We start from the raw sequence: 17,628 nt of genomic DNA, 5'->3' as shown, positions 1-17,628 counted from the left end.
CGGGCAGGATGGGAGCGGGAATGGGCGAGGGACAGCCACGGCTCAACCGGCGCGGCCTGCTCGTCGCCGCCGGGGGCCTCGCCGTCGCCGGCGTCGGCGTTCCCGTCAGCCTCGCCGCCACCGCCGACCCGCCACCGCTGCCGTTCCCGCCGCACGGCCGCCGGCCGGTCAGCATGGCGATGCACATCCACGCCTCGTTCAGCGAGGGCATCGCCAGCTACGCCGCCCACCTCGACCAGGCCCGCCGCAACGACGTCGACGTCATCTGGTGGACCGACCACGACTTCCGGGTCGCCGCGCACGACCACCGCCGGATGGTGCACTTCGACGGCGCGGAGGAACTCGAGGGCGGGCTGGCCTGGACGTGGAAGGCGTCCACCGAGGGGCGGCTGACCACGTCGGCCGCCGACTTCGTCGACAGCCCGCACGGCACCGAGGACCCGGCGAAGGCCCTGCGCCTCACCGCCACCGGCGCGGGCATCCTCTGGTACGCCGGTCAGGCCTGGAACTGGACGCACACCGGCAACATTTCCGACACCACACTGCACCTCGACGTGCTGCCGGAGACGTCCGGGCCGGCCGCGGTGCTGCTCGTCGAGATCGCCCTGTCGCACCACCCCGCCCGCGGCGGCAGGCCCGCCGGCCAGCACATCCTGCGCTACCGCATCGCCGCCGGACGCACCGGTCACTCGACCGACGGCCTGGTCGGCACCGTTGACCTGCCCGCCCCGCCCGGGCAGTGGCGGCGGCACAGCCTCCCGCTGCTGGCGGACGTCCGGCGGCTCTGGCCCGACCTGGTCGCCGGGGACAACTCCCTGCGCGGTCTGCGCCTCGGCGTCAGCGTCGCGTCCGCGCGCGGCAGCTTCGTCGTCGACCGGCTGGCCTTCGACCGGACCCGCCGCGCCGGGCAGGCCGGCGAGGACCTCCGGACCGAGGTGCTGCGCGCGTACGACGGCGCTTACCCGGAGGTCACGCACCATCGGGCGTACGAGGTGTCGCTGGTGCGGCACCTCAACTGGTTCGGCGGCGACCAGACCCTGCCGGAGTTCCCGTCGCCGCCGTACCGGGACAACGACGTGACCCGCACCGAGCGGATGATCGGCTTCTTGCACTCGCACGGCGGCGTGGTCTGCTGGAACCACCCGCTCGACGTGGAGAGCCGCCAGTCGCTGGCCCGGCTGATGGTGGAACGGAACAACCTCGGCGCCGACCTGGTCGAGATCGGTCGCGGTCCCGTCGACGACCACCTGTGGGCGCTCGACGTCGCCGCCCGCAACGCCGTCTTCTTCACCGCCGTCGGGGTCACCGACGACCACGACGGCACCGACTGGCGGGGCCGCGGCGACCGGCACATCACGTACGTCTGGGCGTCGTCCACCGACCGGGACGACCTGGTGGCCGCGCTGCGCGCCGGCCAGGCCTGGTTCACCGACCTGGCCCGCTACCGGGGCGCGCTGGACCTCGAGGTCGACGGCCGGACGGCGATGGGCGCGGTCGCCGTCACCGACGCGTCGGAGCTGACGGTACGTCTGCTCGCCACCGACCTGCCCGCCGGCGCGTCCCTGGAGGCCGTCATCGGGACGGTCGACCTGGCCGGCATCCGTGACCTGACCCCGGCGACTCGCACCACCCGGATCTCCGGCCGGCAGCTTAGGCAGGGCTGGTACGACCTGCGCGTGACAACAGGCGACGGCAGCTACGTCCGCACCCAGGTCCGGGGGAGGGACGGGGCGCTCCTGGGGGCGAGCAACCCGGCCTGGTTCCTTTCCCGAATGCAGACCCGCGACATACCGCCGGCCCGCCGCCTCTGATCCTGGTCACGCCTGACCGCCACCGTCGTGCTGCGGCTCTGTACCGGGGATCTCGCCCGAGATCGGCAGCCAGTAGAAGGGAATGAATGCGGCGATCACAGCCACGCCGAGAGCGGGAAGCAGGGCGCCCAGCAGGGTTCCGGTGGCGATCCAGGCAAGGGCGAGCCGGAAGCGCCGGCTGATGGCTCGCGCACCAGCGGAATCGATGGTGGTGGCGAGCAGCCGGCGATTATGACGCGTGTACTCCCAGATAGCGTTGAATAAGATGGCTGCCAATTCGAACGCGATGCCGTGGAAGACGACGGCAGTGCGTTCTCCCTGTCCCTCACGGAACGCCTTGGCCAAAACGGAGGCGGCGAACGGCAGGAACGCGATGTCCATCAGCAGCACGGTGTTCAGAAACAGCACCACCCGGTCGGCATGACGGATGTGGTCGAACATGACGTGATGATTGGCCCACACCTGCCCGATCAACATGAAGGTGACGACGTAAGCCAGGTAAGACGGCCAGAGCGTGGCGAGACCGTGAAACAGGTGCCGGGTGTCCTGCGGCGGACGGATCTCGAGGACGAGCAGAGTGACGGCGATGGCGATGACCGCATCGCTGAAGGCCACGACCCTCGCAGGCTCGCGCTTCATGCCGAACCGCGTTGACCTTCCTGGTTCACGACTAGGTTCTTTCACCGCCTAAGCGTGAGACATCAGGGCGTCGCCCGCGCCGAACTCCTTGGCGAACGCGAGGAGTGAACGCTCCCGGAACGGGTAGGCGCGGCGCCGGGAGGCGGGCGCCTCCGGGATCGAGGGGGACCATGGGAGCCGCCGCCGTCGTCGCGCTGGTCATCATCGTCGCGATCGTGGTGATCGTGCTGGCGCTGAGCGTCCGGCTCGTGCAGCAGTACCAGCGCGGTGTCGTGTTCCGCTTCGGCCGGGTGCTGGACCGGATCCGTCAGCCCGGTTTCCACCTGATCATCCCGGTCGTCGACCGGATGGTCCGGGTCAGCATGCAGACCACGGTGATCGGCGTGCCCGCGCAGGGCGTCATCACCCGGGACAACGTCACCCTCACCGTCGACGCGGTCGTCTACTACCGGGTGGTCGACCCGGTGAAGGTGCTGGTCAACGTGCGGGACTACCCGTCGGCGGTGCTCCAGGTGGCCCAGACGGCGCTCCGGTCGGTGATCGGCAAGGCCGACCTCGACACCCTGCTGCGCGACCGGGACCGGATCAACGCCGAGCTGAAGTCGGTGATCGACGCGCCCACCGAGAAGCCGTGGGGCCTGCTGATCGAACGGGTCGAGGTGAAGGACGTGTCGCTGCCCGAGGGGATGAAGCGGTCGATGTCCCGCCAGGCCGAGGCGGAGCGGGAACGCCGGGCCCGGGTGATCGCCGCCGACGGCGAGTTCCAGGCGTCCCGCCGGCTCGCCGACGCGTCCCGGGCGATGGCGGACACGCCGGGGGCGTACCAGTTGCGGCTGTTGCAGACGGTGGTGGACGTGGCGGCGGAGAAGAACAGCACCCTGGTCATGCCGTTCCCGGTGGAGCTGCTGCGCTTCTTCGACGAGGTGGCCCGCGGTTCGCGGGAGGCGGCGCCGTCCGCCGGCCGGGGCGGCAGCCGGGAGCCGGGGGTGTCCGGCGGGCCGGGCCCGCGGGAGCAGGCGACGCCGGTCGGCCCGGTGCTCGGCCCGGTCACGGAGAACGTCGCCGCGGCGGCGGCCGACGGCGACGGGCGGCGCGGCCGGCCCACCGACTGACGGGACAGCGTATACCGGCTGTCTGTATACCCCGCCGCCTGAGCCGCCGGTGGTTCCGCCCTCAGGCCGGGACCGCCGGCGCCCGCTCGCCCGCCTGCTCCGGTACGACCGCGGCGGCCGGCTTCGGCAGCGTGAAGGTGAACCGGGCGCCCTCGGTGTCGCTGTCGTCCAGCACCAGCGTGCCGCCGTGGTACTCGACGATCTTCTTGCAGATCGCCAGCCCGGTGCCGGTGCCGTCGTAGCTGCCGCGCGGGTGCAGCCGCTGGAAGATGAGGAAGATCTTGTCCGCGTACCGCGGGTCGATGCCGATGCCGTTGTCCGCCACGCCGAACGTCCAGCCGGTCGCGTCCTCCGCCACCGTGACCCGGATCCGGGGCGTCCGGTCGGGGCTGCGGAACTTCACCGCGTTGCCGAGCAGGTTCTGCCAGAGCATCGTGAGCAGGGTCGGGTCGCCGTGCACCACCGGCAGCGGATCGGCGACGACCTCGGCGTCCGCCTCGGCGATCGGCCCGGACAGGTCCGACTCGGCCCGGGCGAAGACCTCCGCGAGGTCCACCTCCCGGTCGTCGCTGTAGACCCGCCCGATCCGGGAGAACGTCAGCAGGTCGTTGATCAGGTCCTGCATCCGGGTCGCCCCGTCGACCGCGTAGCTGATGTACTGCCGGGCCCGGTCGTCGAGCTGGTCGTCGTACCGGCGCTGGAGCATCTGGCAGAACGACGCCACCTTGCGCAGCGGCTCCTGCAGGTCGTGCGAGGCGACGTAGGCGAACTGCTCCAGGTCCTCGTTGGAGCGGCGCAGCTCGGCGGCCTGCTGCTCCAGCGCGTCCCGGTCCCGCCGGCTGGTCATCAGCGCGTCCACCACCCGCCGCCGCATGGTCTCCACGTCCGCGGTCAGCCGGGCGATGTCCGCCGGTCCCTCCGGCCGCAGCCGGTGGTCGAATTCGCCGTTGGCGACGTGCCGCACCGAGGCGCCCAGTCGGCCCAGCGGGCGCAGCACCGCGGCGCGGACCAGCACCGAGATGACGACGCTGGACAGCAGCAGCGCCCCCAGGATCGCCACGAAGAGCACGTCGCGCACCGCCCGGGCGTCGTCCAGGTTCCGGCGCCCGGCCGCCTGCACCCGGTCGAGCCGGCCCTCCAGGGCGGTCAGCGCGGCGCGGGCGGCGTCGAAGGCGAGCCGGCCGCGCTCCACCACGGGGGCCAGCTGCTCCGGCGGCGTCCCGGCGCGCCGCGCCCCGATCAGCCGGGTGGCGAACTCCGTCCGCCATCGGTCGGCCAGCCGGATCGCGTCGTCCAGCTCGCGCCGCGCGTCCGGCTCGTCGGCGAGCAGGCCGCGGGTCCGGTCTACCATCGCGCGCTCGGCCGCCACCCCCGCCTCGTACGGGCGCACCAGCTCCGGGTTGCCGGTGGTCACGTACCCCCGCACGGCCGCCACCTGCTCCAGCAGGCCGCTCTCCAGCCGGCCGACGGCGGTGCGGGCCGGGGAGATCCGGTCCGCCAGCCGGTTGGACACCGCCGCGGTGTGCGACAGGGCCGCCGCCCCGACCGCGCCGCCGGTCAGCACCAGCACGCTCATCGCCAGCATCATGACGCTCAGCCGGCGGCTCGTCGTCATCCGCGAGGGCCGGCCTGCGCGGTGGGTCCGGCCCGCCGCCGTCGTCGCGCTGCTCACCGGCAGCACACTAACCGAGAGCGGGCGCGCGTCCCGGGACAGCGTCGGGCGGCGTCACGGGTCCGGTCCGGTGCCGCCACGCACTCCACCACCCTCGGGGCCGGCGAGCCGGAGCCGGCGGCGAGCCGGTGCGCCGGACCGGCGGCAGGCGGTCAGCCGAGCAGGCCGCTGGTGGGCAGGGGCAGGGGCAGGCCCGGCGGCGGCGGCAGCAGCGACGGGCTGGTAGTCGGCGACAGCAGCCGGGGCAGCGGCGGCACGAGGTTCCCACCGCCGCCGGTGGGGGAGGCGCCCGTGGAACCTGTGCCCGGCTTCGGCGGCGCCGGCGCCGGGGCGTGCGTCGTCGCGCGGCCGGTGGGGCCGGTCCGCGGCGCCGACGGCGCGGCCGAGACCGGAGGCGTGGCCGGCGGCGTGGCGTCGGTCCGCGCGGCGACGAGCCGGCGGGTCAACGCGTCGAGTTGCTCGCGGAGCCGGTCCGCGGCGGCCGGGTCGGTGATGCCGGTCAGCTCCTGGCGGGCCTGGTCGACGAGCCGCTGGGCCTCGTCGAGGCGGCCGGCGGTCAGCGCCGCGCGGGCCCCCGCGATGGTCTCCTCGACGCCGCGCACCTCGGCCTGCTGCGGATGGAGCAGCTTGGTCAGGGTCCACAGCGGGCTGCTCGGCCCGGCGGTGCGGCTGCCGATCCCGAGCCCCGACACCAGCGCGATCAGCGCGACCACCGCGGCGGCCAGGCGCAGCGTCCAGGGGCGGGTCCGGCGGGAGCGGACGGCCGGTCGCAGGGGCACCGGCGGCTCGGGTGTCCCGCCGTCACCGGTCGGCGTGGGCGGGCGCACGTCCGCCGGCGGGGGCGCGTCGTCGGCGATGTCGGCGTGCCAGGCGGCGAGCATCGCGGCGAGGTCGTCGTCGGTCGGCGCCTCCTCGCCCCGGCCGAGGGCGTCGAGCAGCAGGTCGTCGCGGGCGATGACCTCGAGGTCAATCGCCTGCTCGCCGCCGCCCGGCGTGCGCTCACTCATGCCGCCACCTCGTCCAGAGCGTCCCCGGCAAGCGTACGGAGCCGGGCCAGGGCGCGGGACTGGGCCACCCGTACGGCCGCCGCCGTCATTCCGACGATCAGTCCCACCTCGTCGGCGGGCAGCCCCACTGCGACCCGCAGCAGGATGATCTCCCGCTGCGCCTCCGGCAGCTTCTTCAGCAGCACCGACAGCCGCCGGGCCAGGTCGGTGGCGACGGCCTGCTGTTCCGGGCCGGGAGCGGCGTCGGGCTGCTCCAGCGGGGCGTCGATGGGGGTGACGGCGGAGTCGCGGATGGCGGCGCGCTGCGCGTCAGCCACCTTGTGCGCGGCAATGCCGTAGACGAAGGCGGCGAAGGGCGAGCCCTGGTCGCGGTAGCCAGGCAGCGCCCGCAGCACGGCCACGCACACCTCCTGGGCGACGTCGTCGGCCGTGGTGTACGCCCCGCCGACCCGCCCGAGGCGCGCCCGGCAGTACCGGACCAGGCCGGGTCGTACATCGGTGAGCAGCTCAGCCATCGCCCTCCGGTCGCCCTGGACGGCCTGGCGGACCAGCTCTGGATCGACTGCTCGAATCATGGGGTTGCGAGACACCTTCGTTACCGACGGGTTAACCGCACCGTACTGAGTCCGGCTGGTTTCCGCACCTCTCACGTTGGGTAGCGGGGCGGCACCGAAAGTTATGTGTTGCGACTTGACGTACCGCGGCGATGTCTCTGTCAGGAAGAAGCGACGGGAGGGTCGATGGGCGTCGAGGTGGCCGTGCAGGGACTGACGAAGTCCTTTGGTGGCCAGCCGGTCTGGTCGGACGTCACCCTGACCCTGCCGGCGGGCGAAATATCCGTTCTGCTGGGGCCCTCCGGCACGGGGAAATCGGTGTTCCTCAAGACCCTGGTCGGCCTGCTCCGGCCCGACCGCGGCTCCATCGTGATCGAGGGCCAGGACCTGCCCCGCCTGTCCGAGCGGAAGCTGTACGAGGTGCGCAAGCTGTTCGGCGTGCTGTTCCAGGACGGCGCGCTGTTCGGCTCGATGAACATCTACGACAACGTGGCGTTCCCGCTGCGCGAGCACACCCGCAAGTCCGAGTCGCAGATCCGCGCCGTGGTCACCGAGAAGCTCGACATGGTCGGCCTGGTCGGCGCCGAGAAGAAGCTGCCCGGCGAGATCTCCGGCGGGATGCGCAAGCGGGCCGGGCTGGCCCGCGCCCTCGTGCTCGACCCGCGGATCATCCTCTTCGACGAGCCGGACTCCGGGCTGGACCCGGTGCGCACCGCCTACCTCAACCAGCTCATCATCGACCTCAACCAGCGCACCGAGGCGACGTTCCTGATCGTCACCCACGACATCAACACCGCCCGGACCGTGCCGGACAACATCGGCCTGATCTACCACGGGCACCTGGCCATGTTCGGCCCCCGGGAGATGCTGCTGTCCAGCACCGAACCGGTGGTGCGGCAGTTCCTCAACGCGCAACGGGTCGGGCCGATCGGCATGGCCGAGGAGAAGGACGCCGAGGAACTCGAGGCCGAGGCGCAGGCCGGGGTGGAACTGCCGCCGCTGCCGCCCATCCCGCTGCAGCTCCCGCCGACCGACGGACTGCCCCGGCGGGCCGAGCGCCCACCGGGCGAGTGGTGCCGGGAGTACGGCGTCACCCCGCCGCCGGGGTCGTTCGAGGGCCGCCTGGACGCGGAGCGACCCACCATCGAGCTGGGCCGGCATCTGGCGATGGACGGGCGCCAGCAGCGGGAGGTGACCGGATGAGCGCCCCGGTCAGCGCCCTGCGCCGCTCCGGCGACTTCTTCGCGTTCTGCCTGGACACCCTGCGCGGCCTGGGCCGCCGGCCGGTGCAGGTCCGCGAGTTCGTCCAGCAGGCGTGGTTCATCAGCTCGGTGTCGATCCTGCCGGCCGCGTTGGTCTCGATCCCGTTCGGCGCGGTCATCGCCCTGCAGCTCGGCTCCCTGGTCCGGCAGCTCGGCGCGCAGTCGTTCACCGGCGCCGCGTCGGTGCTCGCCGTCGTCCGCGAGGCGGGCCCGATCGTCACCGCGCTGATCATCGCCGGCGCCGGCGGCTCGGCGATCTGCGCCGACCTGGGCTCCCGCAAGATCCGCGAGGAGCTGGACGCGATGCAGGTCCTGGGCATCGACCCCATCCAGCGCCTCGTGGTGCCCCGGGTGCTGGCCTCGATCCTGGTCGCCGTCCTGCTCAACGGGCTGGTCAGCGTGGTCGGGGTGACCGGCGGCTACACCTTCAACGTGGTCATGCAGGGCGGCACGCCCGGGGCGTACCTGGCGAGCTTCCAGGCCCTCGGGCAGCTGCCCGACCTGCTGGTCGGCGAGGTCAAGGCGGCGCTGTTCGGCGCCACCGCCGCGCTCGTCGCCTCCTATCAGGGGATGAACGCCAAGGGCGGCCCCAAGGGGGTCGGCGACGCCGTCAACCAGAGCGTCGTCGTCACGTTCATGCTGCTGTTCGCCCTGAACTTCGTCGTCACGGCCGTGTACTTCCAGGTCGTACCGCAGAAGGGGAGCTGACGTGGTCGTGCTGCGCTACCTCGACGACCTGGGCGGACAGCTCGCCTTCTACCTGCGCGCCTTCGCCTGGACGCCGCGCACCCTGCGTCGCTACAAGCGCGAGGTGGTCCGGCTGCTGGCCGAGGTCAGCTTCGGCTCCGGCGCGCTCGCCGTGCTCGGCGGCACCGTCGGCGTGATCTGCTTCCTCACCTTCTTCACCGGCACCGAGGTCGGCCTGCAGGGCTACCAGGCGCTCGACCAGATCGGCAGCAGCGCCTTCACCGGCTTCGTCTCGGCGTACTTCAACACCCGGGAGATCTCGCCGCTGGTGGCGGCGCTGGCGCTGTCGGCCACCGTCGGCTGCGGGTTCACCGCCCAGCTCGGCGCGATGCGGATCTCCGAGGAGGTCGACGCGCTCGAGGTGATGGGCGTGCCGTCGCTGCCGTTCCTGGTCACCACCCGGATGATCGCCGGGTTCATCGCGGTCGTCCCGCTGTACGTGGTGGGCCTGCTCTCCAGCTACCTGGCCACCCGCACCATCGCCGTCGGCTACTTCGGACAGTCCGCCGGCACCTACGACTACTACTTCCACCTCTTCCTGCCGCCCGGGGACGTGCTCTGGTCCTTCGGCAAGGTGCTGGTCTTCAGCGTGATCGTGGTGCTGGTGCACTGCTGGTACGGCTACACCGCCAAGGGCGGGCCGGCGGGGGTGGGCGTCGCCGTCGGGCGGGCCGTCCGCACGGCCATCGTCGCGGTCAACGTCGTCGACTTCTTCCTGTCGCTGGCCATCTGGGGCGCCACGACCACCGTCCGGATCGCGGGGTGAACATGAGACATCGCGTCCTCGGCATCGTCTTCATCGCCGTGCTGACCGCGGCGCTGACCGCCTCCGTGCTGCAGTACCGCAAGGCGTTCACCCCGGTCGAGCGGGTCACCCTGCACGCCGACCGCGCCGGCCTGCAACTGCTCGACGGCGCCGACGTCAAGGTCCGCGGCGTCGTCGTCGGCGACGTCCGCTCGGTCCGCAGCGACGGCGGCGGCGCCGTCATCGGGCTGGCGCTCGACCCCGCCACCACCGGCCGGATCCCCGCCGACGTGACCGCCCGGCTGCTGCCCAAGACCCTGTTCGGCGAGCGGTACGTGGAGCTGGTCCCGCCGCCCGCCAGCACCGCCGGGCCGATCCGCGACGGCGCGGTCATCACCCAGGACCGCAGCCGCACCGCGGTCGAGCTGGAACGGGTCCTCGACCAGGCGTTGCCGCTGCTGCAGTCCATCCGGCCCGACCAGCTCGCCGCCACCCTCGGCGCCATCTCCACCGCCCTGGAGGGGCGCGGCGACCAGCTCGGCGCGAACCTGACCCGGCTCGACGCGTACCTGCGCCAGCTCAACCCGGCGCTGCCCACCATCGCCGAGGACGTCCGCCAGCTCGCCGTCGTGCTGGACGGCTACGACGCCGCGCTGCCGGACCTGCTCGCCCTGCTGCGCGACGTCACCGTCACCGCGACCACGGTCACCGACCAGCGCACCCAGCTCGCCGCGTTCCTCGCCGACACCACCGACACCGCCGACACCACCCGCGGCTTCCTCGACCGGCACGGCGACCAGCTCATCCGGCTCGGCGACGTCAGCCGCCCGGTGCTGGAACTGCTCGCCACCTACGCCCCCGAGTACCCGTGCCTGGTGCACGGCCTGGTCGCCCTGCAACCCCGGGTGGAGCAGGTCTTCGCCGGCGGGCGGATGCACATCACCCTGGAGGTGACCCGCGACGGCGGCCCGTACGAGCGGGGCCGCGACGAGCCGGTCTACGCCGCCCACGACGGCCCGAACTGCCGGGGCCTGCCCGACCCGCACGTGCCCGCGCCCGAGGTGCCCGTCGCCGACGGCTACGACCACGGCGGCACCCGTACCCGGCCGCCCCTGCCGGTCGGCACGCCGGCCGGCCCGGCCACCGCCCCGGCCGCCGGCCCCGAGATGGGGCGGGCCGGCACCGGCGAGGAGAGCGCCCTGGTCAAACCCCTCGTCGGCGGGCTCACCGGCACGCCCCCGGCGGAGGTGCCCGACATCGCGGTGCTGCTCTGGGGACCGCTGCTGCGCGGAGCGGTGGTGAACGCGCGATGACCGGGAAGACGACCGCCTCGCTGGTCAAGCTCGTGGTCTTCGGCGTGGTGACCCTGCTCGCCACCGCACTGCTCGCCCAGACCCTCGGCGCGTTCCCGCCCGACGGCGTCACCTACCGCGCCCGGTTCACCGACGTGACCGGCCTGCTGCCCGGCGACGACGTCCGGATCGCCGGGGTGCGGGTGGGCAAGGTCAGCGACATCGCGGTGGTCGACGACACGGTCGCCGAGGTGGCCTTCACCGTCGACCGCGACGTGGCCGTGGCCACCAGCGTCCGCGCGAAGATCCGCTACCGGAACCTGGTCGGCCAGCGGTACGTGGCGCTGAGCGAGGGCCCGGGGGAGGGCCGGCCGCTGCGCGCCGACGGGCTGATCCCGCTCGCCCAGACCACCCCCGCGCTGGACCTGACCGTGCTGTTCAACGGGTTCCGGCCGCTGTTCACCGCGCTGAACCCGGACGACGTCAACAAGCTCGCCTATGAGATCATCCAGGTCCTGCAGGGCGAGGGCGGCACCGTCGCCAGCCTGCTGCAACGCACCGCCTCGCTGACCAACACCCTCGCCGACCGGGACGCCGTCATCGGCCGGGTGGTCACCAACCTCAACCGCGTCCTGGCCACCCTGGCCACCCGGGACCGCGAGCTGGACCAGAGCATCGCCCAGTTGCAGCAGTTCGTCTCCGGGCTGGCCGCCGACCGCACCGCCATCGGCGACGCCCTGGTCAACCTGGGCGACCTGACCACCACGACCGCCTCGCTGCTGGGTCAGGTCCGGCCGCCGCTGGCCGCCGACGTCCGCGCTCTCGACGACCTCGCCGGCACCCTGAACCACAACTCCGCCGTCATCGACGGCACCCTGGGCCGGCTGCCGGAGCGCTACGAGTCGCTGACCCGGGTCGCCTCCTACGGCTCCTGGTTCAACTTCTACCTCTGCGACTTCGACGGGCGGGTGGCCGTCGCCGGCCATGCCCCGCTGAACCCGGCCACGTTCAGCGCCCCCGCCGCCCGCTGCGCCACCGGAGGCAGCCAGTGAAACCCTTCCGCGAACGCAACCCGGTCGTCGTCGGCGCGACCGCGCTGACCCTGATCCTCGCCGCCCTGCTCGGCGCCTTCCAGCTCGACCGGCTGGCCGCCCTCACCGGCCGCACGTACCAGGCCGCGTTCCACGACGCCAGCGGCCTGGCCACCGGCAACGAGGTCCGGGTGGCCGGGGTCCGGGTGGGCCGGGTGACCGGGGTGGAACTGGCCCAAGGCGCCCAGCCGTACGTGCGGGTCCGGTTCCGGGTCGACGACGACGGCGTACGGCTCGGCCGGGACACCGGCGCCACCATCCGGATCAAGACGGTGCTCGGGCAGAAGTACCTGGCCCTGTCGCCGGCCGGACCGGGGAAGCTGCCCGAGGACGGGCAGATCCCGCTGGCCCGCACCGCCGCCCCGTTCGACGTGGTGCAGGCGGTCACCGGCCTCGCCGACACCCTCGACAAGATCGACACCGACCAGCTCGCCCAGGCGTTCGACACCCTGTCCCGGACCTTCGCCGACACCCCGGCCAGCGTCGGCACCTCGCTGACCGGACTGTCCCGGCTGTCCCGGACCGTGGCGAGCCGCGACGCCGAGCTGCGTACCCTGCTCGCCCGCACCCGGGACGTCACCGGCGTGCTCGCCCAACGCGACGACGAGTTCCGCAAGCTCGTCACCGACGGGGAGCGACTGCTCGCCGAGGTCAGCCGCCGCCGCGACGCCATCCACCGGCTGCTCGTCGGCACCAACGACCTCAGCGTCCAACTGTCCGGGCTGGTCGCCGACAACCGCGCCCAGCTCGAACCGGCGCTGCGCAAGCTGCGCGACGTGGTGGCGATCCTGCAACGCAACCGCGACGACCTGGAGCAGACCATCCGGCGGATGGGCCCGTTCGTCACCGCGTTCGCCAACGTGGTCGGCAACGGCCGCTGGTTCGACTCGTACGTCGACGGCCTGCTCCAGCCGTACCTGCCCACGACGGGAGGACGCTGATGCCCGGCCCGATCCAGCGCTGGCGCCGCCCCCTGGCCGCCGCGACCGTGCTGCTGACCGCCGTCGCCGTCGGAGTGGTGCTGTGGCGCCACGAGCCACCCCAGCGGCGGGTGGTCGCGTACTTCACCAAGGCGGTCGGGGTGTACCCCGGCTCCGACGTACGGGTGCTCGGCGTCCGGGTCGGCGAGGTCGAGTCGGTCACCCCGCAGGGCCGCACCGTACGCGTCGAGATGCGCTACGACCCGGCGGTGGACGTGCCCGCCGACGCCCAGGCGCTGATCGTCCCGCCGAGCGTGGTCAGCGACCGGTACGTGCAGCTCGCCCCGGCGTTCACCGGCGGGCCCGCGCTGGCCGACGGTGCGCAGATCCCGGTCGAGCGGACCGCCGCCCCGATGGAGATCGACGACATCTACCAGGCGCTCGACGAGTTCAACCGGGCCCTCGGCCCGCAGGGCGCCAACGCCGACGGCGCCCTGTCCGACCTGGTCGCCACCGGCCGGGCCAACCTCCAGGGCAACGGCGGGAACCTGCACGACACCCTCGACGGGCTGTCCCGCGCGCTGACCACCCTCGCCGACGGGCGGCAGGACCTGTTCGGCTCGGTGGCCAACCTGCAACGCTTCACCACCGCACTGGCCCGCAGCGACCAGCAGGTGCGCGGCTTCAACCAGCAGCTCGCCGACGTCGCCGAGCAGCTCGCCGGCGAGAAGGAGGAGCTGGCCGCGGCGCTGCGCAACCTGTCCGCCGCGCTGGCCGAGGTCACCGCCTTCGTGAAGCAGAACCGGACCGTGCTGGCCTCGAACGTGGCCGCGTTGACCGACATCACCGGCGTGCTGGTCCGCCAGCAGCAGGCGGTCATCGACATTCTCGACGTGACGCCGCTGGCCGTGAACAACCTCAGCCTCGCCTATAACCCGCGATCGGGCACCCTCGACACCCGCGACAACGTCCTCGGCCCCTACGACCCGGCCACCTTCGTCTGCTCCCTGATGGTGGACCAGCTCCCCGCCGGCCAGGTGCCGGCGAAGTGCACCGCGCTGGCGCAGACCCTGCGCTCCCGCGGTCTGCCGCTGACCGACCAGCTGCGCAAGCTGCTCAAGCTGCCGCCCGGCGCCCCGGCGGCCGGCGGGTCCTCACCGGGATCCGTCAGCTCCCCCGGTGCGCCGACCGCCGACGAGGCGCCGGGCGGCTCCACCATCACCAGCGACCCGACCCTCGGCGGCATCCTGCGGGGCCCGGCATGACCGCCCGGGCGCTGCGGATGCTGGCCGGCGTCGTGGTGGCGGCGCTGCTGCCCGCCGGCTGTGGGCTGCCCGAGCTCGCCGACCTGCCGCTGCCGGGCGGGGCGCCGACCGGCGACGGCTACACGGTCACCGCCGAGTTCGGCGACGTGCTCGACCTGGTGCCCCGGGCCGCCGTCAAGGTCGACGACGTGACCGTCGGCACCGTGGAGAAGATCTCCCTGTCGGGCTGGCACGCCCGGGTGCGGCTGCGCATCGACCGCGCGGTGCGGCTGCCCGCGAACGCCACCGCCGCCGTACGCCAGAGCAGCCTGCTCGGGGAGAAGTACGTGACGGTGGCCCCGCCGCCCACCGGGCCGGCCAGCGGGCGCCTCGCCGACGGCGACGTCATCCCGCTGTCCCGCACCACCCGGGGCGCCGAGGTCGAGGAGGTGCTGGCCGCCCTCGGGCTGCTGCTCAACGGCGGCGGCCTGGCCCAGTTGCGGACCATCAACGCCGAACTCGGCAAGGCCCTCGACGGCCGCGAGTCCGACGTCCGGGACACCCTGCGGCAGCTCGACACCTTCATCGGCGGGCTCGACCGGCAGAAGACCGACATCGTCCGCGCCATCGACGCGCTCGACCGGCTGACCGGCCGGCTCGACCGGCAGCGGCAGGTCGTCGGGGACGCGCTGGATTCGCTCGCCCCCGGCCTGACCGTGCTGGCCCAGCAGCGGGCCCAGCTCACCGGGGCGCTGACCGCCCTCGGTGAGCTCGGCGAGGTCGGCACCCGGGTGGTCGACCGCAGCCGGGACGACACCCTGGCCAGCGTCCGGGCCCTGCAACCGATCCTGGAACAGCTCGCCCGGGCCGGCGACGACCTGCCGAAGTCGCTGGACTTCATGCTGTCGTACCCGTTCCCGCCCAACGTCACGGGCGCGATCGTCGGCGACTTCGTCAACCTGGCGGTCACGGCCGACCTCGACGCCGCCAACATCCTGGCCAACCTGGTCGCCGCCGCGCCCGCTCCGGTCCGGTCGGCCACCCGGCCGAACGCCCCCGCCGCGCCCCGGCCGCCCGCCGCGGGCGGCGCGAAGCCCTCGCCCGGCAGCCTGCCCGGCGGCATCGGGCTGCCCGACCTGCCGCTGCTGAAGTGCCTGCCCGACCTGAAGGACTTCCCGGCCCGGTGGACGCCGCCGAAGGAGTGCGGCCTGCCGGAAGGCTGCGTCCTGCTCAAGCCCGGCTCGGCGGTGCCCCTCGGCGGGCTGCTGCTGCCGAAGGGGATCGTGCCGCCGGGTACCGCCTTGCCGGCCGGTACCGAACTGCCCTCCGGCACCGTGCTGACCGCCGAGTGCGTGCTGCCGGTGACCGGGGCGGTCATCGGTCAGATCGGCGACCTGCCGGATCTCCTGGGAGGAGGGCTGATCCCGTGATCGGACGGACCGCGAAGCTCCAGGTGCTGGCCTTCGTGCTGGTCAGCGTGCTGGGCATCGGCTACGTCGGGTTCCGCTACGTCGGCCTCGGCGACCGGCTCTTCGGCGGCGGCTACGTCGTCCACGTCGACCTGGCCCGGGCCGGTGGCATCTTCGCCAACGCCCCGGTCACCTACCGTGGCGTCCCCGTCGGCCGGGTCACCGCCGTCGAGCTGCGCGCCGACGCAGTCCGCGCCGACCTGCGGATCGACCGGGGCGTACGGGTGCCGGACGCGCTGCGGGCCGTGGTGACCCAGCGCTCCGCCGTCGGCGAGCAGTACCTCGACCTGCGGCCCGAGCGCGACGGCGGGCCGTTCCTCGCCGCCGGCGCGGTCATCCCGGTCGACCGCACCGGCGTCCCGCTCGCCCCCGAGGCGCTGCTGACCAACCTCGACGCCCTGGTCCGCTCGATCGACCCGGACGACCTGACCGTGCTGATCAGCGAGCTGGGCACCGCGTTCGAGGGCAACGAGCAGGCCCTCGCGCGGATCCTCGACGCCGGTGACGCGCTGCTCACCGACGCGAACGCCCGGCTGCCTGAGACGCTGACGCTGATCCGGGACGGGCGGACCGTGCTCACCACCCAGGCGGAGTCCGCCGAGGCGTTGCGCCGCTGGTCCGCCGGCCTGGCGGAGCTCGCCGCCACCGTCCGCGCCGCCGACCCCGACCTGCGCCGGCTGCTCGCCACCGGCCCGCCGGCCGGCGCCGAGCTGCGGGCCCTGCTGCGCGGACTCGAACCCAACATCGGCGCGCTGCTCGGCAACCTGGTCACCGTCAACGGCATCGCCGCCCGCCGGCTGCCCGGCATCGAGCAGCTGCTGGTGACCTACCCGGTCGCGGTGTCCGGCGGCTTCACCGTCACCCCGGGCGACGGCACCGCCCACCTCGGCCTCGTGGTCAACGCGGGCGACCCGCCGTCCTGCGTCTACCGCGGCGGCGGCACCAAGTGCAGCGGTCAGGAACGCGCCGCCGGTGCCAACGTACGCGGGGCGCAGAACGCGCCGCGACCCGGCGGACGCGAACCCGCCCCCGCCCCGTCCGACCAGGGCGACCAGGGCGCCTCGGGCGGGTACGATCCCGCGACCGGCCTGGTGCTCGGCCCCGACGGGCGACCGTTGCAGTTCGGCGGAACCGGCGGACAGTACCGGACCGCTGGTGACCAGTCGTGGAAGCAGTTGCTGCTCGCCGGGGTGACCCCGTGACCGGCGTACCCGAGGAGGTGCCCGTGCAGGGCCGCAAGGATCCCAAGCTCAGAGTGATCAACGGAGCAAAGGCGGGGGCGCCCGGTCGTTCCCGGCAGCGCAGACTCGTCACCCGTGCCGTGCCGCCGCAGGCCGAACCGATCGAGGACGTGCTGGAACGCCTTGACCGGGAGCCGGTCGAGGATCCGACCGGAACCGAGGACCTCACCGTGCCCGGCGACCCGGCGGAGGTCGAGGACCTGCCGGACCCCGACGACGATCCCGCCGCGACGGAGGACGCCGCAGAGGACGCCGAGACCACGAGGGCGACCGCCGCTGCGGACCGCACCGCGGCCGCCCACGACCATGCCGGTGTGCCGCGTCGCCGGCGGGCGCTGGCCGGGCTGCTCGCGGTGCTGCTCGCCGCCGCCCTCGCGGCGGCCGGCGTGTACGGGCACCGCTGGTACGTCGACCGGGCGACCGACCAGGCCCGACGGGACGCCGTCGCCGCCGCCCGGCAGGCCAGCGTCAACTTCGTCTCGGTCAGCGCCGCCAGCGTCGACCGGGACCTGCAACGCATCGTCGCCGGGGCCACCGGCGACTTCAAGGACGAGTTCACCCGCGGCCAGGCGCAGGTGCGCAAGGCGGTGGTGGAGAACAAGGTCCAGTCGCAGGGGTCGGTGCTGCGCGCCGGACTGGTCTCCGGGGACCGCGGCCACGCCGTCGTGCTGGTGGCCGTCGACGCCACCGTCCGGAACGTCAAGGCACCCGACGGCCGCCCCTCGCACTACCGCATCCAGGTGGACCTGGTCCGCGACCGCGACTCCGGCGACTGGCTGGTGTCCCGCCTGCAGTTCGTCGGCTGACCCGGAGGAGGAGTCC

General features: G+C 73.6%; 16 protein-coding genes. 12 read left to right on the top strand and 4 right to left on the bottom strand.

Annotation, left to right across the window (positions count from 1 at the left end):
- Nucleotides 1–20: 20 nt before the first annotated feature.
- Nucleotides 21–1,811, top strand: a complete 1,791-nt coding sequence (locus ACFOYX_RS32745; protein WP_322438652.1) for a hypothetical protein — start codon at nucleotides 21–23, stop codon at nucleotides 1,809–1,811.
- 6 nt (nucleotides 1,812–1,817) lie between these two features.
- Here the strand turns inward: ACFOYX_RS32745 and ACFOYX_RS32740 are convergent, their stop codons facing one another.
- The gene (locus ACFOYX_RS32740; protein ID WP_322438651.1) at nucleotides 1,818–2,450 is read right to left on the bottom strand and encodes a TMEM175 family protein; all 633 of its coding nucleotides are present in this window, start codon (nucleotides 2,448–2,450) and stop codon (nucleotides 1,818–1,820) included.
- A gap of 170 nt (nucleotides 2,451–2,620) precedes the next feature.
- Here ACFOYX_RS32740 and ACFOYX_RS32735 point away from each other — a divergent pair, with 170 nt between their 5' ends.
- Nucleotides 2,621–3,562 carry a slipin family protein gene (locus ACFOYX_RS32735; RefSeq protein ID WP_109803367.1) on the top strand — a complete coding sequence of 314 codons (942 nt, stop codon included), beginning with the start codon at nucleotides 2,621–2,623 and terminating at the stop codon, nucleotides 3,560–3,562.
- A gap of 61 nt (nucleotides 3,563–3,623) precedes the next feature.
- Here ACFOYX_RS32735 and ACFOYX_RS32730 read toward each other — a convergent pair whose 3' ends face one another.
- The 3 genes from ACFOYX_RS32730 to shbA all read right to left on the bottom strand — a co-directional run bounded on the left by ACFOYX_RS32730 (nucleotide 3,624) and on the right by shbA (nucleotide 6,816).
- The gene (locus ACFOYX_RS32730) at nucleotides 3,624–5,234 is read right to left on the bottom strand and encodes an ATP-binding protein (RefSeq protein ID WP_322438650.1); all 1,611 of its coding nucleotides are present in this window, start codon (nucleotides 5,232–5,234) and stop codon (nucleotides 3,624–3,626) included.
- Between the two features lie 152 nt (nucleotides 5,235–5,386).
- A complete protein-coding gene (locus ACFOYX_RS32725) occupies nucleotides 5,387–6,241 on the bottom strand; it encodes an anti-sigma-D factor RsdA (protein WP_322438649.1) in 855 nt (284 codons plus the stop codon).
- Entirely contained in the window at nucleotides 6,238–6,816 is a 579-nt protein-coding gene (gene shbA / locus ACFOYX_RS32720) for an RNA polymerase sigma factor ShbA (RefSeq protein WP_109803370.1), read from the bottom strand. Before shbA ends, ACFOYX_RS32725 begins: the two co-directional genes overlap by 4 nt.
- A gap of 165 nt (nucleotides 6,817–6,981) precedes the next feature.
- Between shbA and ACFOYX_RS32715 the strand changes: the two genes are divergently transcribed.
- Genes ACFOYX_RS32715 through ACFOYX_RS32670 form a run of 10 tightly spaced genes read left to right on the top strand, consistent with a single transcriptional unit; the run spans nucleotide 6,982 to nucleotide 17,612 of the window.
- Nucleotides 6,982–7,998, top strand: a complete 1,017-nt coding sequence (locus ACFOYX_RS32715; RefSeq protein WP_322438648.1) for an ABC transporter ATP-binding protein — start codon at nucleotides 6,982–6,984, stop codon at nucleotides 7,996–7,998.
- A complete protein-coding gene (locus ACFOYX_RS32710) occupies nucleotides 7,995–8,765 on the top strand; it encodes an ABC transporter permease (protein ID WP_322438647.1) in 771 nt (256 codons plus the stop codon). The genes ACFOYX_RS32715 and ACFOYX_RS32710 overlap by 4 nt, the downstream gene beginning before the upstream one ends.
- Before the next feature lie 10 nt (nucleotides 8,766–8,775).
- Nucleotides 8,776–9,570: an ABC transporter permease gene (locus ACFOYX_RS32705; RefSeq protein ID WP_255544199.1), complete on the top strand. Its 795-nt coding sequence runs from the start codon at nucleotides 8,776–8,778 to the stop codon at nucleotides 9,568–9,570.
- 2 nt (nucleotides 9,571–9,572) lie between these two features.
- A complete protein-coding gene (locus tag ACFOYX_RS32700; RefSeq protein WP_109800557.1) occupies nucleotides 9,573–10,862 on the top strand; it encodes an MCE family protein in 1,290 nt (429 codons plus the stop codon).
- The gene (locus ACFOYX_RS32695; protein ID WP_322438646.1) at nucleotides 10,859–11,893 is read left to right on the top strand and encodes an MCE family protein; all 1,035 of its coding nucleotides are present in this window, start codon (nucleotides 10,859–10,861) and stop codon (nucleotides 11,891–11,893) included. Before ACFOYX_RS32700 ends, ACFOYX_RS32695 begins: the two co-directional genes overlap by 4 nt.
- A complete protein-coding gene (locus ACFOYX_RS32690) occupies nucleotides 11,890–12,873 on the top strand; it encodes an MCE family protein (RefSeq protein ID WP_322438645.1) in 984 nt (327 codons plus the stop codon). Before ACFOYX_RS32695 ends, ACFOYX_RS32690 begins: the two co-directional genes overlap by 4 nt.
- On the top strand, nucleotides 12,873–14,117 hold the full coding sequence (locus ACFOYX_RS32685) for an MCE family protein (protein WP_109800560.1): 1,245 nt from the start codon (nucleotides 12,873–12,875) through the stop codon (nucleotides 14,115–14,117). Before ACFOYX_RS32690 ends, ACFOYX_RS32685 begins: the two co-directional genes overlap by 1 nt.
- On the top strand, nucleotides 14,114–15,526 hold the full coding sequence (locus ACFOYX_RS32680; protein ID WP_109800561.1) for an MCE family protein: 1,413 nt from the start codon (nucleotides 14,114–14,116) through the stop codon (nucleotides 15,524–15,526). The genes ACFOYX_RS32685 and ACFOYX_RS32680 overlap by 4 nt, the downstream gene beginning before the upstream one ends.
- On the top strand, nucleotides 15,523–16,767 hold the full coding sequence (locus ACFOYX_RS32675) for an MCE family protein (RefSeq protein ID WP_161557776.1): 1,245 nt from the start codon (nucleotides 15,523–15,525) through the stop codon (nucleotides 16,765–16,767). The genes ACFOYX_RS32680 and ACFOYX_RS32675 overlap by 4 nt, the downstream gene beginning before the upstream one ends.
- Entirely contained in the window at nucleotides 16,764–17,612 is an 849-nt protein-coding gene (locus tag ACFOYX_RS32670) for a hypothetical protein (protein WP_322438644.1), read from the top strand. Before ACFOYX_RS32675 ends, ACFOYX_RS32670 begins: the two co-directional genes overlap by 4 nt.
- The last annotated feature ends 16 nt before the right edge of the window (nucleotides 17,613–17,628 follow it).

It is taken from the genome of Micromonospora sp. GCM10011541 (genome assembly GCF_042650725.1).
In the GTDB taxonomy this organism is placed as follows: domain Bacteria; phylum Actinomycetota; class Actinomycetes; order Mycobacteriales; family Micromonosporaceae; genus Micromonospora; species Micromonospora sicca.
Note: the sequence above shows the minus strand (reverse complement) of the source record. Positions and strands in the feature narration are given on the sequence as shown.